Source organism: Type-C symbiont of Plautia stali (genome assembly GCF_059730935.1).
The window spans coordinates 505,259-531,718 of sequence record NZ_AP035924.1; the positions used below are offsets into that span (position 1 = coordinate 505,259).

The window sequence follows — 26,460 nt, forward strand, 5'->3', positions numbered from 1 at the left end:
GCGTATGCACACAGGCGATAGCGCACGTGAAAACTGGCCCGGACTGATGGAACGCGCGCAGGCCGGGGATCAGTGTGCCTATACCCGGCTGCTGCGGGCGCTGGTGCCGGTGATACGCGCGCAGGTGCGGCGCAGGCTGAGCGATGAAGCCCTAACGGAAGATGTGATTCAGGATGTGCTGCTTACGCTGCATCGCGTACGCCATACCTACGATCCCGCTTACCCTTTTCTGCCCTGGCTGACGGCAATAGTCTCGGCGCGCGCCGTTGATGCCCTGCGCCGCCGCAGCCGCCAGCAGCACTGCGCGCTTGACGACGCTCAGGCCGCCGATCCCGCCAGCACAGCAGAACAGCAGCAGCTGGACACCCGGCAGGAGCTGGCGGGCTATCTCAGCCAGCTGCCGCTGCGTCAGCGTGAGATCGTTGAGCATGTTCATTTGCATGAAATGAGCCTGAACGAGGCGGCGGCACACCATAATCTGAGCGTGTCGGCGGTGAAATCGCTGTTGCACCGCGCGCTCACCAATCTGCGCCGCTTTGGAGCAAACCATGACTGATCATCATTTGCTGATTGAAAAACTGGGGCGCGATCTGCGCCCGGTGAAACGCCCGCCGGCGACCGGAAAACGCGTGCTGGGCTGGCTGGCGCTGGCGCTACCGGCCGGCATCGCGACCAGTTTGCTGGTGCCGCGCACTCTGACCGACTGGTCGCAGGCCGGCGCGATGCAGGCCGCGCTGCAACTGATGCTTGCGTTTATCCTCGGGCTGCTGGCGATGCGCAGCGCCTTTGAACTCAGCATTGCAGGGCGGCGCGGCATCAGCGCAAAGCTGCTGTTGCCGCCGGGCCTGCTGTGGCTGGGATTGAGCGCCAGCAGTCTGCTGCAAACGGCCACGCCGCTGCAGCAGCACGACACGCTGCCGTGCTTTGTTTTCCTGCTGGTGGTGAGTCTGCCGATGCTGCTGCTGACCATCATCAGTCTGCGCCGGACGCGGGCGCTCTATCCGGCCCGCAGTCTGGCCATGGCGGGCCTGGGCGTCGCCTGCATGGCGGTGAGCCTGCTGGCGTTCTGTCATCCGGTGCACCTGCATGCGCTGGATTTGCTGCAGCACCTGGCGGCCATTGTAAGCATCATCGTGCTGACCGTATTGCTTGGCTGGCGCTGGGTGCAGATCGCCTGACGAGGCCGGCCAGTGACGCTATCAGGGAATGATGCGCTCCGCACGCAGCCGGTCGAACAGCTGGGTGAAGGAATCCAGCGTGGCGCGATAGCCGGTAAAGCCGGCTTTACGGCTCTTGCTCATATCGGTAAACGCCTCCATCGGCCGGCCCAAATCCGCATCGGTGTGCCACCACGACGCCAGTTTATCGATGTCTGCTTCACGCAGCTGATAGCGCGCAGCGATCTCACGCCAGGCCGCTGCGGCTTCCTGCATGCGTCCTTCCAGCGGCATCATCTGTGCCGGATAGTCTGCAGCTTCAATACCGAAATAGTCTGCCAGACGCGGCCACAGCCAGTTCCAGCGGAACACATCGCCGTTCACCGCGTTGAAATCCTGATTGGCAGCCCCTTCAGCACGGGTCGCCCACAGCAACTGTTCCGCCAGTAAACCAGCTTCGGTGACATCGGCCAGACCGTTCCACTGTTGCGGCGAGCCGGGAAAGATGAACGGCCAGCCTTTTTCACGGCACAGCGTGGCGTAAACGGCCAGCGTCTGCCCCATGTTCATGGCGTTACCCAATGCATAACCGATGATGGTGTGCGGACGGTGCACGCTCCAGCTGTAGCCATATTGCTCTGCGCCGGCAAACACTTCGTCTTCCTGCGCATAGTAAAAGTTATCGACTGGCTGACGTCCCTGTTCTTCGCGGAACGGCGTCACCGGCACCGCACCTTTGCCATACGCTTCGAACGGACCAAGATAGTGCTTCAGCCCGGTCACCAGTGCTACATGCGCGCCGTTCAGCCGCTCGCCGAGCGCGGCAATGACGTTATGCACCATGCCGCCGTTAACGCGAATGTTCTCTTTTTCATTCGCCTGGCGTGACCAGACGCTAAAGAACAGCGCATCCGGTTTTTCCTGCGCCAGCGCATTGCGCACTGCTTCTGCATCGGTCAGATCGGCCGTCAGACTGCGGCAGCCTTCCGGAATGGCACCGCGTCCGCGCGACAAACCGGTTACCTGCCAGCCCTCGCTTTGCAGCCTTTCCGCCAGCGCACGACCGATAACCCCGCTGATTCCCACGATTAACGCCTGTTTTTGCATGTCGAATCTCCTCTGTTGCAGTTATCCTTAGCGTAATAGAGAATTAAATTCTTAGCCGTGGCATTAATTCACATCATTCATGAACTGGATTCACTAATACATGCACGATCAGCGTCTGAAAGACATCGTTCCTTTTGTCGCCAGTGTCGAAAGCGGCAGTTTTGCCGCTGCCGCTGAGCGTCTGCACCTGACCGGTTCCGCCATCAGCAAAAGCGTGACGCGGCTGGAAGCGCGGCTCGGCTCACGCCTGCTGGAGCGCACCACCCGCAGCCTGACGCTCACCGACGCCGGCAGCGCCTATTACCAGACCTGCCTGCGCATTATGGAGGAGCTGGCGGAAGCCGAAGCGGTACTGGCGGCGCAGCGCACCATTCCTTCCGGGCGATTGCGGCTGGCGGTGCCGAATACCTATGGCCGGCTCGGCGTGATGCCGCTGCTGATTCCGTTCTGTCAGCAGCATCCGGATGTGGAACTTAGCCTGACTTTCTCGGATCGCTTTATTGATCTGTTTGATGAGGGCATTGATGTCGCGGTGCGCATCGGCGGTTCGCCGGATCTGCCCGCCTCGCTCGGCTGCCGGGCGATGGGCCGCGAGCGTATGGTGTTTTGCGCCGCGCCGGACTACCTGGCGCGCGCAGGCAGACCGACCAGCGAGAGCGAGTTGCTGCGGCATCGGGCGATTCTGTATGAGCGCGTTGACGGCAGTACCAAGCCGTGGCTGTTTACCACGGAGGATGGACATCCGCACTGGCGTCAGGTGCCGTCTCGCATGGCGCTGGGTGACGTGGATGCACAAATGCAGGCGCTGTGCGCTGGACTCGGGGTGGCGCAGATGCCGTCATGGCTGGTGCGTGACGCGCTGGCGAGCGGCGCGCTGGAAGTGATTGTGCCGCAGCAGCAGCCGGACGGTCTGCCACTGTCGGTGATTTGGCCGCGGCGCAAACAGCTGCTGCCGAAGGTCGACGCGCTGCTGGCGGCGCTTGACGGCCTGCTGATCAGGTGAAACGCCTTTAGCGATGGTTCAGCCGGCGCGACAGCCGGTCGCCACACAGCTGCAGCAGCGTGACCAGTGCCACCAGCACCACGATCACCGTGAGCATGACCTGCATATCGAAACGCTGGTAGCCGTAACGATAAGCCAGATCGCCCAGCCCGCCGGCGCCAATCGCACCGGCCATCGCCGAGGCATTAATCATCGTCACCAGCGTAATGGTAAAACCGCTAACGATGCCAGGCCGCGCTTCCGGCAGCAGCACGTGCCAGACAATATGCCAGCGCTGAAAGCCCATCGCCTGCGCCGCTTCCGTCAGCCCTTTATCCACTTCGCGCAGACTCACCTCCGCGATGCGAGCAAAAAACGGCGTCGCCGCCAGCGTCAGCGGCACCACGGCCGCCCAGACGCCGTAGGTAGTGCCGACAATCCAGCGGGTAAACGGGATCAGCGCCACCATCAGAATCAAAAACGGAATCGAGCGGAACAGGTTCACCAGCCAGCCCAGCAGCCGGTTGAGCAGCGGATTGGGGAACAGATCACCACGCCCGGTCACCACCAGAATCACCGCCATCGGTAAACCGATCAGCAGTGCCAGCAGCGACGACACGCCGACCATCAGCAGCGTATCCAGCAACCCCTGCCATAAACGATCAATAGCCAGTGACATAACCTGCAACCTCCAGTTGGTCCGCCAGCGGATGAAGCGCGGTAAGGGCTGCCGGCGCGTCGTGCCGGGCATCCAGCAGCAGCAACAGCTGGCCGGTGGGTTTGCGATCGACCCATTCAACCGCACTATACAGTAGTGTCAGCTCGCCGCTGACCTGTGCGCTGATCGCCGCCAGATCCGGTTGCGCGCCCTGCCCGCTGTAGCGCAGCCGCACCAGCAAACGCGAGTCCACGTCCTGACGTTGCGGCGTCAGCAGCGGCTGGATGGCCTCCGGCAGCGCGCCGAATTGCGGATTAAGCAACTGCCGCGTCGTCTCATGCTGCGGATCGCTGTACACCTGCCACACCGGACCGCGCTCAATGATTTCACCCTGATCGATCACCGCCACCTGGTGACACAGATCGTGCACCACGTCCATCTCATGGGTGATCAGCACAATAGTGATATGACGCTGCTGATTGATTTTTTTCAGCAGCGCGAGGATGGCGCGCGTGGTTTCCGGATCCAGCGCCGAGGTTGCCTCATCGCATAGCAGCAGTTCCGGATCGTGCACCAGCGCGCGCGCAATGCCGACGCGCTGCTTCTGCCCGCCGGAGAGTTGCGCCGGCCAGGCATGCTGGCGCGCCTCCAGCCCAACCAGCGCCAGCAGCTCATCCACTTTTTGTCGCCGTTGCGCCGCCGGTATGCCGGCCACCTTCATCGGCAGCTCAATGTTTTGCCGCACCGTTTTAGCGGACAATAAATTGAAGTGCTGAAAAATCATGCCGGTGCGGCGCCGCCACTGCACCAGCTGGCTGGCGCTCAGTGAACTGAGATCGATACCATCAATCACCACCGCACCCTGCGTCGGATTTTCCAGCCGGTTCAGACAGCGGATCAGCGTCGATTTGCCCGCGCCGCTGCGGCCAATGATGCCAAAAATTTCGCCGCGTTTAACCTGCAGGTCGATGTACTTCAGCGCATCCTGCGACTGGCCGTCATAGCGTTTGCTCAGCCCGCGGATCTGCACATGCGCACGGCCCGCGACCGGCGTCGTGGTGTGCAGCGCCGCCTGCTCGCCAGGAAGAGTCAGGCTGACCATGATTACTGGCTCCAGCCCGGCTGATACAGCTTGCCGTAGAACTCATCCAGCTTCGCGCGCACCACCGGCGAGTGCTGATAGATATCAACAAACTGTTTCAGTCGCGGATCGTCCTGATGTCCGTCACGAATCACGAACTGAATCACATATTCCGGATGCTCAAGGCCATCAAATAACAGGGCCTTGTTGGGGTCGATGGTCTTCGACAAACGCAGATAGTGCGGATATCCCTGCGCCAGGTCGACCTCATCCAGCGAGCGCGACAACTGCACCGCCTCCACTTCGATGATTTTCAGGTGTTTTGGATTGCTGGCGATATCATCCACGGTGGATTTCAGCCCGCTGCCCGGTTTTAACGTAATCAGCTGCGCTTTTTGCAACAGCAGCAATCCGCGCGCACCGTTAATCGGGTCATTGGCAATCGCCACCGTGCCGCCGTCCGGAATCTGATCGATTGCCGTGTGCTTCTTCGAATAGAGCCCGATGTTATTGATGATGGCGGGCGCATACGGCACCAGATGGAAACCGCCCTCGCGGTTGGCATTATCAAGAAACGGCTTGTGCTGGAACAGGTTGACGTCAATGTCGCCATTTTCCACGCTCACGTTCGGCGCAGTCCAGTCAGTGAACTCCACCAGCTCCACCTGCAGTCCCTGCTTTTTCGCTTCAGCCACGGCGGTTTCCAGCGGCGGCGCGAAAGCCGCCGTGGTACCGACTTTGAGGGCACCGCTGTAGTCACCGGCGGCAAACGCGCTGGCGGTTAATATTGCGGCGCTCAGCGCCACTAATGAGGCAAATTTCATCCTGATTTCCTGAGGTTAAATTAACGAACGTCAGCCGCAGGCCGCCAGCGCGCGGCCGGGTGGCGCGCGGGCAGACGATCCTGCTGCTGAAAAATTTTTTGCCGGAGCGATCCCGGCTGATAGGCGGTTTTGAAGCGGCCGCGCTGCTGAAGTTCCGGCACCACCAGCTCAATAAAATCGCGGTAGCTTTGCGGATTCAGGATGCGCGTCAGATTGAAGCCGTCGATGTCGCCTTCATCAATCCAGTGGATCAACTGGTCGGCGACCTGAGACGGGTTGCCGACAATCACCGGATAGCGGCTACCGAGCGCATGCTGCTCCAGCAGCTGGCGACGCGTCCAGCCGTTATAGGCTTTGCTCACCGATTCAATGGCGCGCGTGTCGCCGCTGTGAATCGGTTCATCGAGGCCAAACGCAGCGAGATCGACGCCAATTGAGCTGGAGAAGTGCGCAATGCCGGCTTCAGCACTGGCGTATTCCAGATAGCTGCGGTGCTTCTCCTGCGCTTCGCGTTCGCTGGCGGCGACGATCACGCTGACGCCCATAAAGATGCGTAAGTCGTCCGCCTGACGACCCGCCGCCACCGCCGCGTGGCGCAGACGCTGCGCCTGCTCGCGCAGCGCCGCCGGCGAGCTGGCATTCACGAAACTGCACTCGGCGTGCCGCGCAGCAAACGCCACGCCGCGCGCGGATGATCCTGCCTGGAACAGCAACGGCGTGCGCTGCGGCGAAGGGCTGCTCAGGTGATAGCCCTGCACCTGATAAAATTCACCCTGATGATTGATCGCGTGAATCTTCTGCGCGTCGGCATACAGCCGGCGCTGTTTGTCGGCCAGCAACGCATCGTCCTGCCAGCTGCCTTCCCACAGCTGATAAGTGACATCAAGAAACTCATCGGCCTGGTCGTAGCGCCGATCGTGCGCCAGCAGTTGCTGCTGACCCATGGCGCGCGCCGCGCTGTCGAGATAGCCGGTCACGATATTCCAGCCGATGCGACCGTTGGTCAGATGGTCGAGCGTCGACAGGCGGCGGGCAAAAGGATAAGGGGCTTCGTAGCTGAGATTGGCGGTCACGCCAAAGCCCAGATGCTGCGTCACACTGGCCATGCCGGAAATCAGCATCAGCGGATCGTTCACCGGCAGCTGAATGGACTCGCGCGCCGTCAGGCCGATACCCTGCTGATACACATCGTAAACGCCGAGAATATCGGCAATGAACAGTCCGTCGAACAGGCCGCGCTCCAGCAGACGCGCTAAATCCAGCCAGTACGCCAGCGAATTGAACTCCACCGAGCGGTCCTGTGGATGGGTCCACATGCCATGGTGAATATGCCCCACGCAGTTCATGTTAAAAGCATTGAGCAGAATCTGTTTGCGGCTCATAGCGTTCCCCGTCGCGGTGGCAGCACGCCGTTAAGCAGATAGTTGCCGATGACCGGATATTTCCAGCGTACCGGGTCATGCAGCGTGTGGGTGCGCGCGTTGCGCCAGTGGCGATCGAGATTGTGCTCGCGCAGGCTGGCGCGCGATCCGCCCAGCTCAAACAGCAGGTTGCCGGCTTCCAGCGCCACCTCAGTGGTCCAGGCACGCGCTTTCGCCACTTCAACCGATGCCAGCGCGACGTGTTCAGCGCTCGGGTTGCGTTGGGCGATATCGACCGCCTCCCCGGCGACATCCAGCAACGCATCACCGGCGCTGAGTCGTGCGGCAAGCCGCCCGGCGCGATCCAGCGTCAGCGGATCGTCACAGGCTCGCTCGACGCCGCTGTCCGGCCACGGCCGCGCGCGCTGCTGCACAAAGGCCAGCATGTCGTTGAAGGCCGCGCGGGCAATGCCCTGGTCGATAGCCGCATGCATAATCTGCGCAAACGGTCCGACGGTGGTCGGCCGCTCAAACGCGCTGTGAAACGGCACCACATCGTCCGGCGCGATCGCCACATCACGAAACTGCACGCTGCCGCTGCCGGTGGTGCGCTGGCCGAAACCGCTCCAGTCATCAATCACCGTCACACCCGGCTGATGGCTCGGTACAAACACCAGCTGTTCTTTGCCGTCATCGGCGATGGCCAGCGTCGGGATGCGGTCGGCAAACAGCGCCCCGGTGCAGTAAAATTTGTCGCCGTTGAGGCGCAGCCCGCTGGCGGTCTGGCTGAAGGCGGTGGTGCGCTGATGCGCCGCCGCAGAGCCGAACTCCGCCAGCGCGTTACCATAGTGAACGCCCGCCAGCACTTCGTTGTACAGCCGCTGCTGCTGGGCGTCGCTGCCATTAACGCGCAGCACTTCCAGCGCGTAGAAGTGGTTTTGTGGCACCTGACCGATCGATGCATCGGCAGCGCTGAGAATGACAAAAATCTGCGCCAGTTCTGCGCTGGAAATCTCAATGCCGCCCCACGCACGCGGCACGGTAATGGCGCCCAGGCCGGACTGGAAATAGTGCTGAAGTTCAGCATGTGGCAGCTCACGCTGCCGATCGCGCTGCGCTGCGCCGCTGCGAAAGCGTTCAGCCAGCTCTTCTGCCACCTGCAGGGCCTGCTGCGCACTGCGGATGCGTGCTGCCGGCTGTTTAGCGAAAACCTGCGTCATCATCGCTCCTTAAATCCACGCATGACGCGCGGGCAGAACATCATTGAGGTAATAGTTGCCGATGGCGTGCGTTTTCCAGCGCACCGGATCGTGCAGCGTATGGGTGCGCGCGTTGCGCCAGTGGCGATCCAGCCCATGCTTCAGCAATGTGCCGCGGCTGCCGCTCCACTCCAGCAGCTTTTCACTGGCTTTCAGCGCAATTTCGGTAGTCAGCACTTTGGCTTCTGCAACCGCGATGGAGGCGCGCGCGCAGTGCGCAGCGGTAAGCGCGTGCGGGTCAATGCTGTCCAGTACGAGCGCCGCACGCACCAGCAGCGCGTTGGCGGCGCTCAGTTCAGTGCTGATATGCCCGACATCGGCAAGAATGTAAGGATCATCTGCGTTGCGGCTCACGCCCGCGTCCACCCACGGACGCGAGCTGCTGTGAATAAACGTCAGCGCCTCATCCAGCGCGCCCTGCGCGATCCCGGCGTCAATCGCGGCCTGGATCAGCTGCGATACGGCACCGCGCAGCGTTGGCTTATCGGGCGACGGTAGCGCGATAGTCAAACCGGCATCGACCGCCACCTGCTGGAGCTTCACCGTGCCGCTGGCGGTGGTGCGCTGACCGATACCCGACCAGTCATCGATAATCTCCACCCCTGCCGTCGGCAGCGGAATGAACGCCATCACCGGCTGGCCCTCCTGCTGCGCGGTGGTCACCAGAATGTCGGCAAACAGTGCACCGGTTGAATAAAACTTTTCACCGCTGAGCCGTAACCCCTCCGGACCTGACACCAGCTGCGCCTGCACATCACGCGTGTGTTTGCTGTTCTTTTCCGGACCGCCGTTGCCGAGCCGCTGGCCCTGTACCACCGCGCTGAGCAGGCGCTGCTGCTGTTGCACGCTGCCTTCCCCCAGGATGAACTGGATCAGCCCGAAGTGGTTTTGCGGAATCTGGCCAAGCGACGGATCGCTGGCGGAGATCAGGCGGAACACCTCCGCCACAGTACCAAACGACAAACCGCCGCCGCCAAACTGGCGCGGCACGCTGATACTGCCCAGCCCCAGCTGAGTGAACTGATCGAGCAGTTCACGCGGATAGATACGCTGTTGGTCGCGTTCGGCTGCCCCGGCTTTCGCCTGTTCCGCCAGATGGCGGGCAGCGTCGATTGCCGCCGCGTCAGACGTGATCACCGCCGCGCGCTGAAGTTGTTGAGCCCTGATTTGCGTCATCGCTGGATTCACTTTTTATTTTTGCTGTGATTCACAGGCTCATTCTGCCAGGGCAGAGAGCCGTAACTTAATAACAGATTGAGCCCGATGATAATCAGCGGGAATAACAGCGGTAAAGAGCGCGGTTATGCTATATCCGGCAAACGGCATGCAGAAAGGGAATAAAGAATTTTTCAGGGATAAGAAGGCGTTAGCGGGCGCGGAGATGCAGGGTTATTACGCTGAGTGATACGGGTGAATTATCTTAAGTATTAATTCCGCTATCGATAGTGATAAATGACATTATTGCTTTATTGCGCCATGGGCTGGCGCAATAAAGTGGGTATTACGCCTGCGCCAGATACATCGCCGGTGAATAGTGGCGCGTCGATTCACTCTTCTCACTGTGCGGTGTGCTGGTACTGTCGATCAGCTTCGCCAGCTGATAGGTCTTCACCGTTTCCTGCTGCGTCAGCTGCCGGGCGAAACGGGCGGTGAGGTTACCCTGCGCATCCTGCGTCACTTCAGTGGTGCTGCGCGTTTCATCGTGAATCTGGTGGTAGTGATAGTTTTGTGACTCTTTGGTTTCATTGAGCGCCAGCGGCGAACTGGCGCTCAGCGCGGTATGAAAACTGGCGTTCAGCTTAAACAGGGTTTCCTGCGTCATGCGCTGCGTATCGCCATTCTTCTGCTGGCTGCTGCGCTGCGCCACATCCAGAGCGAAAGTATCTTCTTCTTCCGGCTTCAGCGGATTGCTGGAGCGCGCCGTCTGGTGATAGCTGGCCGAGAAATCCGCCAGGCCGCTGATGGCACCGGCCTGCGCCGCATGCGCGCCTACGGTGATCGCCTGCGGGGTGCGCATCGCCACGCCGGCCGCCGCGCTGGTGCTATTTAAGGTCTCGAAACCCTGCTTAAACAGTGCCAGCGCCGCGCGATCGCCGTGACCGCGCGAAGCGGCCTGATCAAATTTCGCGCTCCACTGCGCCAGGGCGCTCTGCTGCTGACCGGCGTTGCTGGCCTGCGCCAGGCTGCGCATGTCCGTCGTCAGTTTGAAACTGGCGTCAGCATTATGGAAACCCAGCCAGCGTGAGCCCGGGTCGGCATGCAGATTCAGCGACTGCATCACTTCGCCGCTGCGACGCAGGTCGGTTTTCAGATCAACGCTGGCCAGCTGGTTACTGTCAAAACTGAGCAGGTCACCGACATCCAGTTTACCGTTGCCGTTATCCAACCCGCTCAGGGTTTTCTCCAGCGCGCCGGAAAGTTTGGCAATTGCCGCAGCTTCGTCATCGCTCAGCTTACCGTGAGTGGTTTTCAGCGCCACCGCTACGCCATCCTGCTGCCGCGTCATCTGCAGGGTGAGGCTAACGCCGGACTGAGTGGTAATCTCCAGCGCCACCGCGCTCTGCGTGTCAGTTTGCGCGCCGCCGCTGGCCGGTACGCTGATGGTGACATCGTCACGCTGCTGCGTCAGTGCGCTCAGCAGCGCGCTGCCAATGCCGTTCATACTGACGCCCGAGCTGCGCAGCGCACCCATCGCCTGCGTCTGCATATCAGGCGAAAGAGGCGTGCTGGCGGTGACGCGCGCCGTCGTCATCTGGTACACCGCAGAGATGGTGTCGGTGGCTTCGCTAAAGGTGACTTTCGCCGAGGCGTCTGCCGTCAGACTATTTTGCCGGGTCGCATTGCTTGCCGTGCTGCTGGTTACGCGTGCGCTGGCGCTGCTGAGATGGAGCGGTGAGAAACTACCCGGTCCGATACCGTTAATCATCCTGACTATCCTCGCTGGTATTATACCGCTACGTTATCGGCGATCCTGACGAAATCTTTACACTTCCGCACGGCGCGTGACGGTGCAAAATGGTTGTTGAAATTAATAATCATTATCACTAATCTGTCTGGCGCTTTCGCTGTGACACGGAAGTAATTGACTCGCCAGCTAGTAAGGAAGCGCCATGATTTATCGCTTTATCATTCCGCTGTTCACCCTGCTGAACCTGCTGCTCAGCCCCGCTGTCGGTTTCGCCCGGCCTGATATGACGCCGCTCGGACCCAACATTGCCGACAAAGGCTCTGCCTGGTATCGCTTCACTGTTAACACGTTTGATTCCGCTGACGGCCAGCGCCACTACAAAGTGTGGACGGCGGTGCCACGTAAACCGGCACCGGCCAACGGTTACGCGGCGCTGTATATGCTGGATGGCAACGCGGTGATGAACCATCTCAGCGAAGCACTGTTGCAGAAGCTGGCAGCAGGCAACCCGCCGGTGCTGGTGGCGGTAGGCTATCAGACCCCGCTGCCGTTCGATCTCGCTGCGCGCACGCTGGATTACACCCCGCCGCAGCAGGTGCAGGATCGTCGCGGCCGGCCAGCCGGCGGCAGTGCTGCATTCCGCCAGCTCCTGGAACAGACTATCGCGCCGCGTGCCGAACAGCATCTGCCGATCAATGCGCAGCAGCGTGCGCTGTGGGGCCACTCTTACGGCGGGCTGTTTGTGCTGGACAGCTACTTGACCTCCGGATTTTTCCAGCGCTATTTTGCCGCCAGTCCTTCCCTGCGCGGCGACGCAACGCTGTTGCAGCAAATGGCGGCGGTGACGCCCGCATCGTTTAAGCAGAAGCAGCTGGTGCTGATGGAAGGCAACGGCGAATCACGTCCCGGCGTCAGCGATGTGCTGAGCCGGATTCGCACCACTCTCGACGGCATGCAGGAGAACGGCCTGGCGGCTCGCTTCCAGCTGTTTCCCGGGCTCAGTCACGGCCAGATGTTTCCGGCTTCGCTGGAAAGCGCGCTGTCGGCTATGGCGGAAGACGGTGCGCCGTCACGCGCACCGGATGAGTGAAAGGGCAGCTAGTTAAAGAATTTGATGTCGGTTGGCGTTGCCAGCTTCGCCGCCACACCGCGCGCGCTCAGCTTGCCGCTGTGCGCATCAAAATCAAACAGCGTAATGGTGTTGGTAAACACGTTGGTGACATAGAGGTGTTTACCGCTGTTATCAAACGCCAGCGCGCGCGGCTCAATACCGTCGGCGGCATAGCGCTGTGCATCTGTCAGGCTGCCATCGGCGGCAATCTTAAACACCAGCAGATGATTGTCAGATCCGCGGTTAGCGGCAATCAGGAATTTACCCTGCGGGCTGAGAATGATGCCGCCACCGCTTTTATAGGCGGCGCTGCTGTTTTGCGTATTCAGCGCCACCTGTGCCTGCCGTTCCAGCCGGTCATCAGTGACGCGGAACACCACGATTTCGCCCGCCATTTCAGTAATCACATAAGCGTGTTTACCGTCGGCGGAGAACACCATGTGGCGCGGACCCGCACCTGGCGCAAAGCTCACATCACGGCTGGTATCCGCCTGCAGCGGCTCTGGCCGATCCGCGTGGTAGCGATAGGCATGCAGTTTGTCGTCACCGAGATCGGCCGCATACAGATAGCGGCCATCATGGGTAAAGGTGGTGGAGTGCGCATGGCCGCCATCCTGCCGATCTTTTACCACGCCGCTGCCTTCGCTGAACGCGAAATGCTGGACCTGTTCGCCCAGCTTGCCGTCCGACGCAATCGGGAACACCGTCACCCCTGCTCCGCCTTTCGCCACCGAATAGTTGGCGACAAACAGGAATTTGCCGTCCGGGCTGAGAGTGGCGTGCGTCGGCTGCTCGCCGTGGCTGTCGACCTGATTCAGCACCCGCACTGCGCCCTGTTTATCGATCGCCAGCGCGGTAACGGCACCGGCATTCTCTTCATTGGTGGTATAAGCAAACCGCCCGTCGCGTGATTTAACGATCCACGACGGGCTTTTCATCCTGATCACCTCCAGCGGCTTGAGCGTCCCGTCGCTGTTGACCTGCATGCGATACAAACCTTCACTGGGTCGATCCGGCTTTTGTACCGCAGGGGCATCCGGAATACTGGTCCAGGTGCCGACTAATGCTGTTTGATGATGTTCCGTGTTCTGCGCCATAGCACTCCCCGCCAGCGTCAATAGAGCCAGTGATATTGCCACGGTTAAGTTTGTTGCTAAACCGCCAGTTGCCGGTTTTGGGTATCCACTCATTGTCTTTCCACCATAATCGGAATTTTCACGGGCCTGCGCCCAAACCAGGTTGATTTTTTTGTATTGAAACGGACGTTGTTAACGTCTCGTTAACGACTATAGTGGCATTCGCTGCGCGCAAAGCTGCGCAGGCCGATCGGCTTCACAAATCGGTTTATTTAATTGTGCCTTTGCCAATGGGTCATAGCGTTTGGTTATGGATGGCAGGAAGCAGTGTAAAAAGCCCCGGCACGCATGCTTTAATCTTTCCTTTACCGAACTCAGGGATGGTCACGACGTTATGCTGCCGTTTTCTAATGGTTTTTTATTGAGTTTATCGCTGTGTCTGGATATCGGACTCGCCAACATCGCCATGCTGACGCTGGCGATGCAGCGCGGTTATCTGCACGGTTTCTGGCTGGGCATGGGCACCTGCGTGGGCGATTTAATTTACGCCTTGCTGGCGATGGCTGGCATGGCGGTGGTACTGCAGTTTACGCCGGTGCGCTGGTTGCTATGGATTGGCGGCGGCATCTTGCTGCTGTGGTTTGCCGCTAAAATGCTTTACGCCGCGCTGGCCAAAAAAATCGACATTCCCGCGGCTGAAACCCAGCCTTATCGTTCACTGCTGCGCGAATTTCGGCGCGGCATCGTGCTGGCGATGTCGTCACCGACGGCGATTCTGTGGTTCGCCAGCGTGGGCGGCGCGCTGATAGCCCGCATCGGCCACAGTGATGCCGGTGCAACTTCGTGGTTTCTCAGCGGGTTTTTCCTCGCCGGGGTGGTGTGGACCTGTGTGATCTGCCTGATCGGCAGCATGGGCGGAAAGCTGTTAGGCGAGCGCCTGCTGAAGTATTCGTATCTCGCCTCAGCGCTGATTTTCTGTTATTTCGCGGTGTATGTGATTTGGTCGGGATACCGCGAGTTCGTGGCGGTTTAAGTCACCACGTAACCGTTTAAAATCATGCGATTATCCAGTTACGACAGCGCAAGCGTTGTAAGGTCGCCATGGATGGCGACCCGGAAAACGTCGCGCGGCCGTGAAATACACCACTTAAACGCCGGCAATCCGCCTCAGCTCCGCCTGTGCACCCGGCGCCACCGCCAGCACCTGCGCGCCTTTCAACAGCCGGTCGCCCTCAGTATTAAACGGGTGATACCAGCCGCCGGCCTCTTTCACCAGACAGTAACCGGCCAGGCAATCCCACGCGTGCATGTAGGGTTCGAAATAGCCCACCACGCGTCCGGCTGCCACCCACGCCAGCATCAGCGCACCAGATCCGATACGGATAAAGTTGCCCCCCGCTGCCAGCAGCGACGCCAGCAGGCGGCCCACCTCTTCCGGGCTGACATAGCTATTAGCGCCAAAGCCGGTCACGTGATTTTGCAGCGTACGTGACGGATCCACCTGCAAACGGCGGCCATTCAGCGTTGCGCCCTGGCCGAGCGCGGCGACGTAGCACTCCTGATAGGTCGGCGCAAAGATCACGCCAATCACCGGCACGCCGTCATGCAGCACCGCAACGGAAACACACCAGTTTGGCATACCGTTGAGGAACGGGCTGGTGCCGTCAATCGGATCGACCACCCAGGTATAGCCTGACGTGCCCGGCTGCAGGCCGTACTCCTCGCCAAGAAAACCGTCGTCAGGAAAGCTGGCGCGAATCTGCTGGTCGATCATCTGTTCCACCTCGCGGTCAGCGCGTGATACCACATCCTGCAGGTCGTGCTTGGTTTCGACCACCAGCGTGTCACGCTGATTGAAGTAGGCCAGCGCCTTCTCCCCGCCCGCCCGCGCGACGCGTTCGGCCAGCAGCAGACGCGATTGCAGCGCGTCATTTTTCGTATCACTCATGCGTTATCCTTAAATTAACCGGCAATCAGGGCCAGACCCTGAGGTTTAAAATCAATCGCCACCCGTGCGGCCAGCGGCAGCTGCTGCTCCATCTGCGCATCGACGATAAACAGCGAGCCCAGTTCCGTGTTGACCTCGTATTCGATGTGATCGCCCAGCCAGGTGGCGTGTGTCACCTCGCCGCGCAGTGCGCCTTCAGCACCGCTGTGCAGGGTAATGAACTGTGGTCTGACCGACAGCTGCGCGGATCCGGTCGCAACGCCGTTACCGCGCACGCGATAGCGCTGCCTGCCGAGTCGCACCAGCGCTTCGCTGCCTTCTACCTGTTCGACTTCGCACGGCAGAATATTGGCTTCGCCCATAAAGTCAGCGATGAACACCGAATTGGGCGCGTGATACAGGCTTTCCGGCGCGCCCTGCTGAGCAATATCGCCCTCTTTCATGACAATAATTTTATCCGACACCGCCAGCGCCTCTTCCTGGTCGTGCGTGACATACACCGCCGTGAAGCCCAGCCGCTGCTGCAAATCACGAATATCCGTGCGCACCCGGCGGCGCAGGCGCTCGTCGAGATTGGAGAGCGGCTCATCCAGCAGCAGCACCTGCGGCTCCAGCACCAGCGCGCGCGCCACCGCAATGCGCTGCTGCTGCCCGCCGGAAAGTTCGGACGGCAGCCGCTGCCCCTGACTCTCCAGCCCGACCAGTTTCAGCCCTTCGCGCGCACGATCCTGCGCTTCCTTTTTGCTCATGCCGGACGATTGCAGGCCGTACATGATGTTGTCGAGCGCACTCATGTGCGGAAACAGCGCGTAGGATTGAAACACCATCGCCACGTCGCGCTCGTTGGCTGGCAGATGCGTCACGTCTTTACCACCAATCAAAATGCGCCCCGAAGTCGGATGCTCCAGGCCGGCCAGCAGGCGCAGCGTGGTGGTTTTGCCGCAGCCGGAAGGCCCCAGTAGCGTCACCAGCGTACCCGGCTCCACCGTCAGCGATAAATCCGGCAGCGCGGTAAAACCGGCAAAGCGTTTTTCGACGTGTTCAAACACCACGGAACCAGCAGTAATCGCGGTCATACGGCACTCTCCTGAGTTAACGAAGGGGAAGCAGGTGGCGCGGCGACGTCCACCGGGCGCGCCACGCGGCGCAGGCGACGTTCGCCCACCAGCCACTGGAACACGCCAATGATCAGCAGCATCACCACAATCAGTACTGTCGAATAAGCAATGGCGACGCCGTATTCGCCATTCTCTACCAGCCCGACGATGTAGGACGTCGCCATGTTGTACTGGGCGCTGACAAGGAAGATCACCGCGCTGATCGAGGTAATGGCGCGGACAAAGGCATACACCAGCGCCGCGCTGATCGCCGGTTTCAGCAGTGGCAGCACCACTTTGCGCAGCGTGCGGAAACTGCTGGCACCCAGCGTCAGTGACGCTTCATCAAGGCTTTTATCCAGCTGGCTCATCGCCGCGATACCGCCGCGCACGCCGACTGGCATATTGCGGAACACAAAGCAGGCAATCAGGATCATTGCCGTGCCGGTAATCTCCAGCGGCGGCAGGTTATAGGCCATCACATAACTGACGCCGATCACCGTACCGGGAATGGCAAAACTCAGCATCAGCAGGAACTCAAACGTCTGACGACCGGCAAATTTCTGCCGCACGATGAGCCAGGCGGTCAGCAGGCCCACCACGGCGGTGAGCGGTGCGGCAATCAGGGCTATTTCCATCGTGGTCCAGAACGAGTTCCACGCCACGCCGCTCCACAGCAGATGACCGTCACTGACGCTGACGCGGAAAGCACGCACGTAGTGCTCGATGGTCAGCGCATCGTTCAGGCCCCACGACTGCACAAAGCCGCCCACCACAATCATGCCGTAGATCACCAGGGTAAACAGACCCCATGGAATCACCATGCCGTATACGCCGTAGCGCAGCAGACGCGGCAGCTGACCATGTTTGCCGCCGTCGCCCTTGCCGGTCACCGTGGCGAAGTTTTTGCCACCCAGCCACAGCCGCTGCAGCACAAAGGCGGCCAGCGTGAAGCACAGCAGAATCATCGCCAGCACCGCGGCGCGACTCGGATCGTTTTGCGCGCCTACCACCGAGAAGAAAATTTCGGTAGAGAGCACGCCGTGACTGCCGCCCAGCACCATCGGATTACCAAAATCGGCCATGCTTTCGATGAAGCTGATTAAAAAGGCATTAGCCAGACCCGGCGCCATCAGTGGCAGCGAAACGCGGCTGAAGGTGCGCCAGCGGTTAGCGCGCAGCGTTTGCGACGCCTCTTCCAGCGACGGACTGACGCCTTCCACTACGCCAATCAGCACCAGAAAGGCAATCGGCGTGAACGACAGCACCTGAGCAATCCAGATACCGGTCAGACCATACAGCCAGCGGCCGGGCTCGATGCCAAACAGCGCCGCCAGATGCTCCGTCACTACGCCCGAGCGACCGAACAGCAAAATCAGCGCCAGACCAATCACGAACGGTGGCGTGATGATTGGCAGAATGGTCAGCATGCGCAGCGCTTTTTTGCAGGGCAGCGGCGTGCGCGTTGCCGCCAGGGCAAAGGCCAGCCCCAGCAGCGTCGAACCGCTGGCAGTCATCAGCGCCAGCCACAGCGTGCGCCAGGCGGTGCCGCAGGTGCCGCCTTTCAGACAGGCAAGGCTCCAGATCGACGGGTCCTGCAGATTGCTGATCAAACCGTCCGGTTTGAAACTGCCGTCAACGTCCTGCACCGACACCACAAACATGCTGAGCACCGGATAGAGTACGAAGATGCTGACCAGCGCAGTCAGCAGCACCAGCGACGCCACCACAAAGGCATCGCCTTTCAGCACGCCGCGTTCGGCCAGCGCAAACGAGAACAGCAGCAAAAACACGGTCAGCAGCAGAAGCGCGCCAGCGCCCATCGCTGGCTGTCCCTGCGGCAGCGCGCCGAAGCGATTTTCCAGCCACAGCCAGCTCCAGCCGCTGTAGCCAATCGCGTGCCCTTCCACAATCAGGAAGATCACGCCCAGCGCGCTGAACAGCAGCAGCAACCGGCTGCGCGCGCTGCCGGGCAATAAGGCGCAGGCGGCGCACAGCGCCAGCAGCGCCACGGCGAGCACCAGCCATGGATGGCTGCCGATCTGCCACAGTGCCGGCGCGCTGGCTTCATCACGCCACAGGTTAAGCAGCCAGCCGCTATCGAAAAAGCCTGCTTCCAGGCTGTACCACGGCAGCAGCAACAGCGCGACGGCGCCCAGCAGCAGCGCGCCTGTCAGACGGCGATTATTTGCGTTCATGTGTTACCTCAATGCGGGATCATCGCGCCATCCTTAGCGCTGTCGGAATCGGTAAGCCGCCGTGAGCGGCAGCGTCCGGCGATGCGGCATTACTGCGCGCTGGCGCCGATCTCTTTATCCCAGCGGCTCAGCAGCGCTTTGCGTTTGGCGGAATCGCCGTAGGTTTTGAAGTCATAATCGATCAGTTTGATGTTCTCGAAGCGCGGCGCATATTCGGAGATCTCTGCACTGCGGTTTGACGGCAGCTGGAAGGATTTGGCCTCTTTCATGTGCGACTGCGCTTCGGCGCTAAGCGCCCAGTCGTACCACACTTTGGCATTGGCCAGATTGCGTGCCCCTTTGACGATCGACATTGAGCCAATCTCGTAGCCAGTGCCTTCACAGGGCGCGACGGTTTTGATCGGGAAGCCGTCGACTTCCATCGCCACCGCGTCGTGCATAAACACGATGCCAACGGTGGTTTCGCCGCGCGCCGCCGCCTTCACCGGCGCCGAGCCGGATTTGGTGTACTGGGAAATGTTGGCGTTGAGCTTTTTCAGGTAATCAAACGCTTTGTCCTCGCCCATGATCTGCACCAGCGTCGCCAGGGTGTTATAGGCGGTGCCGGACGAGTTCGGATTGGCAATCTGAATTTCGCCTTTGAAGGCCGGATCGAGCAAGTCAGCCCAGCAGGCTGGCGCTTTGAGCTTTTTATCCGCCAGCAGTTTGGTGTTGTAGCCCCAGCCGAGCGCACCGGCATAAATTCCCACCGTACGGTAACCTGAGTTTTCCGCCTGCTTCTGCGCCCAGTCCTGCTGCTGGTCGAGCAGCGGCGATTTATACGGCTGCGTCAGCCCCTCTTCCGCCGCCTGCATATGTGGATCGCCGGTGCCGGCCCACCAGATGTCGGTGCGCGGGTTACGCGCTTCGCTGCGCAGGCGGGCATAGGCTTCACCCGCTGACAGGCGCACCATGCTGACTTTAATATCCGGATGTGCCTGGCTGAAAATGCGCGTCATGTGTTCGCACACCACCACGTCCGCCGAGCAGACCATATTGAGATTGCCAGCGGCCGTCGCAGCAAACGGCAGCGCGGTGCAACTGAGGGACAGCGCAATGGCCAGTGAGGTGTAGCGCATGATGTTCTCCTTGGTTGGCAGGGTTCCGTGCTTAACAGAGGTTTTTATTTGCACGTGTGTGCAAATTAGTAATGAACAGAAAATAGCCTGTCAAATAGCGCAATCTGCAATTGACAGGCTGTGTCACAAAAATGCAACAAATGTGATCGCAGACAAATTGCACAGCTTTGCAATTTACGGCAGACTGCTTTTCAGCCGTAATTGTGAGGAGTTGAAGATGCAGAATGACAAAGCCGGGGTGAGCGCACAGGATGTGGCCGATCGCGCGGGCGTGTCGCGTTCGGCGGTGTCACGCGCCTTTACGCCCGGTGCCAGCGTTTCTGCAGCCACGCGTGCCCGGGTGATGAAAGCGGCGCAGGAGCTGGGCTATCACGTTAACCACCTGGCGCGCGGGCTGGTGCGCAACCGCAGCGGCATCGTCTGCCTGATCGTCTCTGAAATCGCCACGCCTTACCGCGCCACACTGGTGCGCTGGCTGACACAGTTTTTACAGGAAGCGGGCAAAGTGGCGATGCTGATTAATACCGATCGTTCCGACAACAGCGTCTCCGCCGCGCTGCTACAGGCGATTAATTTTCGCGCCGACGCCTCCATCATCCTTTCCGGCATGCCGGATCGCACCATCACCCGCCAGTGCTATCAGCACGGTCAGCGTATCATCCTGATCAACCGCGACGAAGCGCTGCCGGGCTCGCTCAGCATCAACCTCGACGCGCAGGCGGCGGCCGAAACGGCGGTGATGGCGTTTCAGCGCGCCGGCTGCCGTCAGCTGGCGTTCGCCAATTCGCTGGCCGGTACGCCGAGCCTGATCAAACGTGAAGCGGCGTTTATCGCCGTGGCGGAGCGCGCCGGACTGACGGTCAGCGTGGAGCGATTCGGCACCACCTCGTATGAGAGCGGTCAGATCCTGGCGCATCGCCTGCTGACGCGTCATCAGCGCCCGGACGCAGTGTTCTGCGTCACCGACCTGATGGCCTGCGGTTTCATGGATGAAACGCGCCACCGTTTCCAGCTGCGCGTACCGGAGGATTTGTGCCTGATTGGCTACGACAATATCGCGCAGGCTGGCTGGTCCTCTTACAATCTCACCACCTTCGCCCAGCCGGTGGAGCGCTTTGCCCGCGACGCCATCGCCTGGCTGACGCAGACCGAGCAGGCGGAAAGTGGTTTTACGCCGCAGAGTGAGCAGCAGCACGACATGCTACTGTATCAGGCTGATGTGGTATGGCGCGGATCGGTGCGTGGCGGCTGATCTAAGCGCGGCATACCTGCCGTACCGTGTCACGCAACCAGCGGTGTGCGGCATCCTGCTCCAGCCGCGGATGCCATAGCTGTGACACCGTCACCTCTGGCGTGGCAAACGGTAATTCAAACATCGCAAACGCCGGATTATGTTTGATTAGCGGATGGTGCAGGCACAGCGTATGCGGCACCAGCGCCAGCCAGTCGCTGTGCAGCGTGAGCGCGACGGCAGTGGAAAAAGCGGGTACCACGGCCGCCACCTGGCGGGTAAAACCGGCGGCGAGCAGCGCCTCATGCACCGGTCCGCCCAGCTCACCGCGCCTTGACGCCACGATGTGACCATATACGGCCAGCTGCGCCAACGTCACGTCCGCGAGTAACGGATGCCCGGCGCGCACCACGCCGACGAAGCGATCGCGAAACAGCGCCTGCAGCCGAATCTCCGGTCCCATATTGCCCAGTACGCCAATCTCCAGATCGACGTCGCCGCTGCGCAGCGGTCGATCATTTTTCTCTGCTTTCGGCATAAAACGCAGCTGCACGCCGGGCGCCTGTGCGCGGACTGCGGCGATCAGCGCGCTGCCAAACGCTTCGACAAAACCTTCGTTGGTACGCAGCGTGAAGTGGCGCTGCAGCTCAGCGGCAGCAAAGCGTTGCGCGGGTGGACTCAGCAGCGCCTGCGTGTCCCGCAAAGTGGCATGCACCTGGCTGCGCAGCGCTTCGGCGTGTGGCGTCAGCACCATCACGCGCCCGGCGCGCACCAGCAGCGCATCGCCGGTGGCAGCACGCAGTCGCCCCAGCGTGCGGCTCATCGCTGACTCGCTCAGCCCCAGGCGACGCGCAGCGCCCACTACGCTGCCTTCACTGAGCAGCGCGTCCAGCGCAGGGAGTAAATTCAAATCGACGCTATTCATCGCATCATCCTTATCAATTGAGCGCCATCTGGCAAGGCGTTTGCTGCAGGTTATCTATGCATATGCTGCGCGTTCCGCCGGTTGTCATGCAAGGGTAGACTTTTCGCTCATCCCAAAACCAGGAGAAGGTCATGAACAAGGCTTCCCGTGCTTTATTGATTGGTGCTTCGCGCGGCCTCGGCTTCGCGCTGGCGGAGAATATGCTGCAGCGCGGCTATCAGGTAGTGGCGACCGGCCGCCCGCACTCCCTTCACGCGCTGCAACAGCTGGCGCAGCGCTACCCGCAGCAGCTGACAGTGGAGAGCGTGGACATCACCGTGCCAGCAGAGGTCAACGCCCTGCATCTGCGGCTAAGCGGCCAGCAGTTCGATCTGCTGCTGGTCAACGCGGGCGTGAAAAATGACGATCGCGAAACTCTTGCCGATGTGTCGACGGAAGAGTTTATTCGCGTAATGGTCACCAACGCGCTGAGCCCGCTGCGCGTGCTGGAAACCTTCAGAAACAACGTCAGCACGCGCGGCACGCTGGCGGTGATGTCCTCCGGCCAGGGCAGTCTCACCAACAACACCCATGGCAACTACGAGGTGTATCGCGGCAGTAAAGCGGCGCTGAATATGTTCATGCGCAGCTTCGCCGCGCGTCACGACGATGCACGCACGCTACTGCTGCTGGCCCCCGGCTGGGTGCGCACCGACATGGGCGGCGCCGGGGCGCGACTGAGCATTGAGGAGAGCATCCCGAATCTGCTCAACACAATGGAAAGCCAGACCGGACGCGGCGGCCTGCACTATCTCGATTACCTCGGCCGCGTAGTGCCGTGGTAAGCCTTTCACGCCAGCTTGCGTTCGATCAGCTGACGCAGCGTGGCGCGCAGCCAGCGGTGCGCCGGGTCTTCGGTCCGGGCGTTATGCCACAGCAGCGAAAGCGCATAATCCGGCATGCCGATCGGCACCGCCGTCGTACTCAGCGCATAGCGCTCTTGCCATGCCTGCACCAGTCCCTGCGGAACGGTCGCGAACAGCGGCAGACGCTGCAACATTAGCGGTAACACCGAGAAGTGCGGCGTGACATAACGCACGCGGCGCGTCAGCCCCTCGCGGGCTAACGCGGCGTCCAGCGCACTTTCACTCACGCCGCGATAGGAGACCAGCGCATGCTGATACTGCACGAACTGCGCCAGCGTCAGCGGTGGTGCAAGGTCAATTTGTCCGCGATGCCATACCGTGCGGAAGCCGGCGCGCGCAATGTGCTCCCGCGTGAGATCGCGGCTGGTTTCCTCTCCGACGGTCACCACCGCGTCAGCCTGCTGCTGCTCCATCAGCGGAATGGCCTGCCACGGATCGGCAGCCACCACCCGGATATCAATATTCGGAGCCGAGTCGGCCAGCTGCAGCAGTAAATCGGGCATCAGCCAGTGCTCGAGCCAGTCGCTCATGCCGAGCGTAAAACTGCGGCTATCGTGCGCGGCATCAAAGCGATCGGCAGTGAAAATAACGCGATGGACGCTCTGTAGCAGGGGTGCGATCTGGCGCACCAGCTGCTCTGCGCGCGGCGTGGGCATCATGCCTTGCGAGGAACGCACGAACAGCGCATCGTCAAACATTGCCCGCAATCTTTTTAATGCCGCGCTGACCGCCGGCTGCCCCAGATAAAGCCGGTGTGCCGCCTGGGTTACGCTACGCACGTCATACATGACCAGCAGCACAATCAATAAGTTAAGGTCAATTCTGCTCAAATCATTTTCATTGATGCCTTTCATGATTTTAATCGATTTAAATAATGATATAGCTCTCAGTATAGTGACCTGTAGTAACAGGCACCACGCTTTAAGGAGGCAATATGACCCTGCACATAGGTGAATGCAGCATTGATAAAGTGATCGAGCAGACCAGCTCACTCCCCTTCGCTGCGCTGTTTCCGGCACACCGCGAGACGATGAGCGACACGCTGGCACAGCAGCCGGCAGAGCTATCCATCCATAGCTGGGTGGTGCGCACCGCTCGCGACACCATCGTGATTGATACCGCAACGGGCAATGGCCGAAACCGCGATAACAAGCCGCTGTTTCACCAGCTGCAAACCGCGTGGCCGCAACGTCTGGCCGAAGCGGGCGTCGACCCTGATGAAGTGACGCTGGTGCTGATGACGCATATCCACACCGATCACGTCGGCTGGAATACCTGCTGGCGCGCTGGCCGCTGGCAACCGATGTTTCATCATGCGCGTTACATCTGTTCAGCGCGTGAACTGGCACAGTGCCGTAGCACGCCGTCGATGCAGGCGCTGTATCACGACAGCCTTGCGCCGCTGCTGGCGAGCGGCCAGCTGGAAACCATTGATGTGCAGCACTCCCCGCTGTTTGCCGGTGTGCTGCGCTATATGCCGACGCCGGGCCACAGCGTCGATCACGCTTCAATTGTGCTGCAAAGCGCCGGTGCCCATGCGGTATTTAGCGGTGATGTGATGCATCATCCAGTTCAGTTTGCACATCCGCAATGGAACTCAGTTTTTTGTGAGGATTTACCGCGCGCCGTAACGTCACGTCAGTTACTGATAGACTGGTGCATCCGCCATCAGGCACTCTGGTGCAGCTCACATTTTGCCGGCAGTTCGTGCGGCCGGGTTTCGCCAGAGCGGCAATGGATTCCTGTGGAGGCCTGAACCATGCAATACGCTGATTACCTCACCGCGTCGCTGGGGGATATGCAACAGGCGCTGGCCCAGCGCCGGGTGAGCGCACGCCAGCTCACCATGTTTGCGCTGCAGCGCATTGCTGACGTGGATCAGCCGCGCTACAACGCCATCAGCTGGCTGTTTGCCGATGACGCGCTGGCTGCGGCCGCTGCCAGCGATGCCGCACGGCAGCAGAATGCGCCAGTTGGCCCACTGGCCGGTATTCCGCTGCTGATTAAAGACAACATTGAAGTCAAAGGCTGGCCGACCAGTGCCGGTTCGGCGCTGCTGCGCGATGTGATTGCCAGCGAGGATGCACCGCTGGTTACGGCTCTGCGTCAGGCTGGCGCAATCCTCATCGGCAAAACCACCATGCATGAACTGGCAGCAGGCATCACCGGCGCGTCGTCGCTGAGTGGCTTCACCCATAATGCCTGGCAGCAAGGCCGTTCTCCGGGAGGTTCAAGCAGCGGTTCAGCCGTGGCGGTGGCCGCAGGCTTCGTGCCGCTGGCGATAGGCAGTGATACCGCCGGTTCGGTGCGCATTCCGGCCGCGTTCAATGGCCTGTTTGGATTACGTATGACGCGCGGTGCACTGAACAGCGCTGGCATCGTGCCGCTGTCGCCCACCCAGGATATCCCCGGACCGCTGGTGCGCTACGCGGCTGATTTGCGGCTGATCAGTGAAATACTCACGGGCCAGCGTTTTTCCCGTCCCGACCGGCCGTTGCGCATCGGCATCTGGCAGGAAGGATTTGCCGCAGAGGAAACGGAGATTAACCAGGCGGTGCAGGATGCTGTGGCACCGTTTCAGCCGCGCATGCTGAGCTGGCCGCAGCTGGAGACGCTGGCGACGGAAGCCAATATTATTGCCTATGAATTTGCCGACGCGCTGGCCGCCTGGCTGGCGGATAAACCGCAGGCACCGCTGCGCACGCTGGCGGCGATTGCCGCCTCAGGGCGCTATCATCCCCAGCTGGAGGCCACCTTCAAAACCCGCGCGCAGCATCCCGGCATCCAGAGTAACGGCTATCGCGAGGTGCAGCTGCGCCAGCAGAGGCTGTATCAGCAGCTGGCGCAGTTTTTTCAGCAGCAGCAGATCGACCTGCTCGCTTATCCGGTAGTCCGCCATCCACCAGTGAAGCATGGCGAGTTACAGCCTGGCAGCAACGCGCTGATCTCAGCCGTCACCGGCGCACCGGCAATCAGCATTCCGGTCGGCCTGAGTACGAAGGGGTTACCCATCGGCCTGGAGCTTCTGGCGCTGCGCGACCGGGAAGATGTGCTGTTAATGGCGGCAGAACAGATTGAACAGGCGCACCCGCCGTTCAACCATGCAGCGCCAGCCCTTTGATGGCTTTATCCACCGCCTTTTTCGGGCCGCGCAGCGCGATGCCCACCAGGTTGAGATTATCGGCATCCTCGGCCAGAAACACCGCACGGTTGGCGGCATCGTGGCCGGTGGAAAACATCGCTTCGACGTAAGGAATCAGTGTTAATTCACGCTCTACGCCCTGGCGATGCGCCCGTTGCAGGCCGGCTAAATCGGCGGCAAACACCAGCATCGGCTGGCCGGCCATGTTGCCGTACTGACGACCGAGCGCGTCGACGTAGGGTTCACCCATCATCTCCGGCGCGGCCGCCGCAATGCCGGTCGCCAGAAAAGCCACCACATTCAGGCGCTGCCAGGTGGCTAAATCATCACGTACGATCAGGGCAATTTTGGTATCAAACATCTGTCAGAACT

Annotated in this window: 25 protein-coding genes; 9 read left to right on the forward strand and 16 right to left on the reverse strand. The window is 60.8% G+C overall.

The window, feature by feature from the left end; translation table 11 throughout:
* Positions 1-4 precede the first annotated feature (4 nt).
* Both AC6I7J_RS21475 and AC6I7J_RS21480 read left to right on the forward strand, forming a co-directional pair.
* Positions 5-556 (forward strand): sigma-70 family RNA polymerase sigma factor, encoded by a 552-nt coding sequence (locus AC6I7J_RS21475; RefSeq protein WP_498007309.1) that lies wholly within the window; start codon positions 5-7, stop codon positions 554-556.
* Positions 549-1,178 carry an NrsF family protein gene (locus tag AC6I7J_RS21480; RefSeq protein ID WP_498007310.1) on the forward strand — a complete coding sequence of 210 codons (630 nt, stop codon included), beginning with the start codon at positions 549-551 and terminating at the stop codon, positions 1,176-1,178. Before AC6I7J_RS21475 ends, AC6I7J_RS21480 begins: the two co-directional genes overlap by 8 nt.
* A gap of 21 nt (positions 1,179-1,199) precedes the next feature.
* Here the strand turns inward: AC6I7J_RS21480 and AC6I7J_RS21485 are convergent, their stop codons facing one another.
* Positions 1,200-2,264 (reverse strand): SDR family oxidoreductase, encoded by a 1,065-nt coding sequence (locus AC6I7J_RS21485; protein ID WP_058759046.1) that lies wholly within the window; start codon positions 2,262-2,264, stop codon positions 1,200-1,202.
* A gap of 100 nt (positions 2,265-2,364) precedes the next feature.
* On the opposite strand from AC6I7J_RS21485, the gene AC6I7J_RS21490 reads away from it, so the two are divergent.
* Positions 2,365-3,267 (forward strand): LysR family transcriptional regulator, encoded by a 903-nt coding sequence (locus AC6I7J_RS21490; protein WP_058770296.1) that lies wholly within the window; start codon positions 2,365-2,367, stop codon positions 3,265-3,267.
* A gap of 7 nt (positions 3,268-3,274) precedes the next feature.
* Here the strand turns inward: AC6I7J_RS21490 and AC6I7J_RS21495 are convergent, their stop codons facing one another.
* The 7 genes from AC6I7J_RS21495 to AC6I7J_RS21525 form a co-directional block, all read right to left on the reverse strand.
* Complete coding sequence (locus tag AC6I7J_RS21495; protein ID WP_021508962.1) at positions 3,275-3,925, reverse strand: methionine ABC transporter permease; 651 nt, start codon at positions 3,923-3,925, stop codon at positions 3,275-3,277.
* Entirely contained in the window at positions 3,909-5,006 is a 1,098-nt protein-coding gene (locus AC6I7J_RS21500; protein WP_498007311.1) for a methionine ABC transporter ATP-binding protein, read from the reverse strand. The genes AC6I7J_RS21495 and AC6I7J_RS21500 overlap by 17 nt, the downstream gene beginning before the upstream one ends.
* 2 nt (positions 5,007-5,008) lie before the next feature.
* Positions 5,009-5,809 carry a MetQ/NlpA family ABC transporter substrate-binding protein gene (locus tag AC6I7J_RS21505; RefSeq protein ID WP_088517370.1) on the reverse strand — a complete coding sequence of 267 codons (801 nt, stop codon included), beginning with the start codon at positions 5,807-5,809 and terminating at the stop codon, positions 5,009-5,011.
* A gap of 20 nt (positions 5,810-5,829) precedes the next feature.
* A complete protein-coding gene (locus tag AC6I7J_RS21510) occupies positions 5,830-7,191 on the reverse strand; it encodes an LLM class flavin-dependent oxidoreductase (protein WP_498007312.1) in 1,362 nt (453 codons plus the stop codon).
* Positions 7,188-8,390 (reverse strand): SfnB family sulfur acquisition oxidoreductase, encoded by a 1,203-nt coding sequence (locus AC6I7J_RS21515; RefSeq protein ID WP_498007477.1) that lies wholly within the window; start codon positions 8,388-8,390, stop codon positions 7,188-7,190. Before AC6I7J_RS21515 ends, AC6I7J_RS21510 begins: the two co-directional genes overlap by 4 nt.
* A gap of 9 nt (positions 8,391-8,399) precedes the next feature.
* Positions 8,400-9,605: an SfnB family sulfur acquisition oxidoreductase gene (locus AC6I7J_RS21520; RefSeq protein ID WP_498007313.1), complete on the reverse strand. Its 1,206-nt coding sequence runs from the start codon at positions 9,603-9,605 to the stop codon at positions 8,400-8,402.
* A gap of 325 nt (positions 9,606-9,930) precedes the next feature.
* Positions 9,931-11,355, reverse strand: a complete 1,425-nt coding sequence (locus tag AC6I7J_RS21525) for a hypothetical protein (protein ID WP_498007314.1) — start codon at positions 11,353-11,355, stop codon at positions 9,931-9,933.
* A gap of 184 nt (positions 11,356-11,539) precedes the next feature.
* Between AC6I7J_RS21525 and AC6I7J_RS21530 the strand changes: the two genes are divergently transcribed.
* On the forward strand, positions 11,540-12,427 hold the full coding sequence (locus AC6I7J_RS21530; RefSeq protein WP_498007315.1) for an alpha/beta hydrolase: 888 nt from the start codon (positions 11,540-11,542) through the stop codon (positions 12,425-12,427).
* Between the two features lie 8 nt (positions 12,428-12,435).
* Here the strand turns inward: AC6I7J_RS21530 and AC6I7J_RS21535 are convergent, their stop codons facing one another.
* Positions 12,436-13,638, reverse strand: coding sequence for a lactonase family protein (locus AC6I7J_RS21535; RefSeq protein ID WP_498007316.1), 1,203 nt, complete (start codon positions 13,636-13,638; stop codon positions 12,436-12,438).
* A gap of 280 nt (positions 13,639-13,918) precedes the next feature.
* Here AC6I7J_RS21535 and AC6I7J_RS21540 point away from each other — a divergent pair, with 280 nt between their 5' ends.
* Entirely contained in the window at positions 13,919-14,557 is a 639-nt protein-coding gene (locus tag AC6I7J_RS21540; RefSeq protein WP_058776059.1) for a LysE family translocator, read from the forward strand.
* 114 nt (positions 14,558-14,671) lie between these two features.
* Here the strand turns inward: AC6I7J_RS21540 and AC6I7J_RS21545 are convergent, their stop codons facing one another.
* The 4 genes from AC6I7J_RS21545 to AC6I7J_RS21560 all read right to left on the reverse strand — a co-directional run bounded on the left by AC6I7J_RS21545 (position 14,672) and on the right by AC6I7J_RS21560 (position 19,885).
* Positions 14,672-15,472, reverse strand: coding sequence for an inositol monophosphatase family protein (locus AC6I7J_RS21545; protein WP_021508951.1), 801 nt, complete (start codon positions 15,470-15,472; stop codon positions 14,672-14,674).
* 14 nt (positions 15,473-15,486) lie between these two features.
* The gene (locus tag AC6I7J_RS21550; RefSeq protein ID WP_021508950.1) at positions 15,487-16,548 is read right to left on the reverse strand and encodes an ABC transporter ATP-binding protein; all 1,062 of its coding nucleotides are present in this window, start codon (positions 16,546-16,548) and stop codon (positions 15,487-15,489) included.
* Positions 16,545-18,767 (reverse strand): ABC transporter permease, encoded by a 2,223-nt coding sequence (locus tag AC6I7J_RS21555; RefSeq protein WP_498007317.1) that lies wholly within the window; start codon positions 18,765-18,767, stop codon positions 16,545-16,547. The genes AC6I7J_RS21550 and AC6I7J_RS21555 overlap by 4 nt, the downstream gene beginning before the upstream one ends.
* Positions 18,768-18,856: 89 nt before the next feature.
* Positions 18,857-19,885, reverse strand: coding sequence for an ABC transporter substrate-binding protein (locus AC6I7J_RS21560; protein WP_058759035.1), 1,029 nt, complete (start codon positions 19,883-19,885; stop codon positions 18,857-18,859).
* A gap of 217 nt (positions 19,886-20,102) precedes the next feature.
* On the opposite strand from AC6I7J_RS21560, the gene AC6I7J_RS21565 reads away from it, so the two are divergent.
* Positions 20,103-21,137, forward strand: coding sequence for a LacI family DNA-binding transcriptional regulator (locus AC6I7J_RS21565; RefSeq protein ID WP_498007318.1), 1,035 nt, complete (start codon positions 20,103-20,105; stop codon positions 21,135-21,137).
* Between the two features lies 1 nt (position 21,138).
* Here the strand turns inward: AC6I7J_RS21565 and AC6I7J_RS21570 are convergent, their stop codons facing one another.
* Positions 21,139-22,041: a LysR family transcriptional regulator gene (locus AC6I7J_RS21570; RefSeq protein ID WP_498007319.1), complete on the reverse strand. Its 903-nt coding sequence runs from the start codon at positions 22,039-22,041 to the stop codon at positions 21,139-21,141.
* Between the two features lie 131 nt (positions 22,042-22,172).
* On the opposite strand from AC6I7J_RS21570, the gene AC6I7J_RS21575 reads away from it, so the two are divergent.
* Positions 22,173-22,865, forward strand: coding sequence for an SDR family NAD(P)-dependent oxidoreductase (locus AC6I7J_RS21575; RefSeq protein ID WP_498007320.1), 693 nt, complete (start codon positions 22,173-22,175; stop codon positions 22,863-22,865).
* Between the two features lie 5 nt (positions 22,866-22,870).
* On the opposite strand, the gene AC6I7J_RS21580 is transcribed toward AC6I7J_RS21575, so the two are convergent.
* On the reverse strand, positions 22,871-23,776 hold the full coding sequence (locus tag AC6I7J_RS21580; RefSeq protein ID WP_275029481.1) for a LysR family transcriptional regulator: 906 nt from the start codon (positions 23,774-23,776) through the stop codon (positions 22,871-22,873).
* A 104-nt stretch (positions 23,777-23,880) separates the two neighbouring features.
* Between AC6I7J_RS21580 and AC6I7J_RS21585 the strand changes: the two genes are divergently transcribed.
* Both AC6I7J_RS21585 and AC6I7J_RS21590 read left to right on the forward strand, forming a co-directional pair.
* The gene (locus tag AC6I7J_RS21585; RefSeq protein ID WP_127834988.1) at positions 23,881-24,702 is read left to right on the forward strand and encodes an MBL fold metallo-hydrolase; all 822 of its coding nucleotides are present in this window, start codon (positions 23,881-23,883) and stop codon (positions 24,700-24,702) included.
* A 3-nt stretch (positions 24,703-24,705) separates the two neighbouring features.
* Positions 24,706-26,067: an amidase gene (locus tag AC6I7J_RS21590; RefSeq protein WP_498007321.1), complete on the forward strand. Its 1,362-nt coding sequence runs from the start codon at positions 24,706-24,708 to the stop codon at positions 26,065-26,067.
* Here the strand turns inward: AC6I7J_RS21590 and AC6I7J_RS21595 are convergent.
* Positions 26,042-26,449, reverse strand: a complete 408-nt coding sequence (locus AC6I7J_RS21595) for a DUF2000 family protein (protein ID WP_058770312.1) — start codon at positions 26,447-26,449, stop codon at positions 26,042-26,044. The two genes, AC6I7J_RS21590 and AC6I7J_RS21595, sit on opposite strands and share 26 nt — an antisense overlap.
* Between the last annotated feature and the right edge of the window lie 11 nt (positions 26,450-26,460).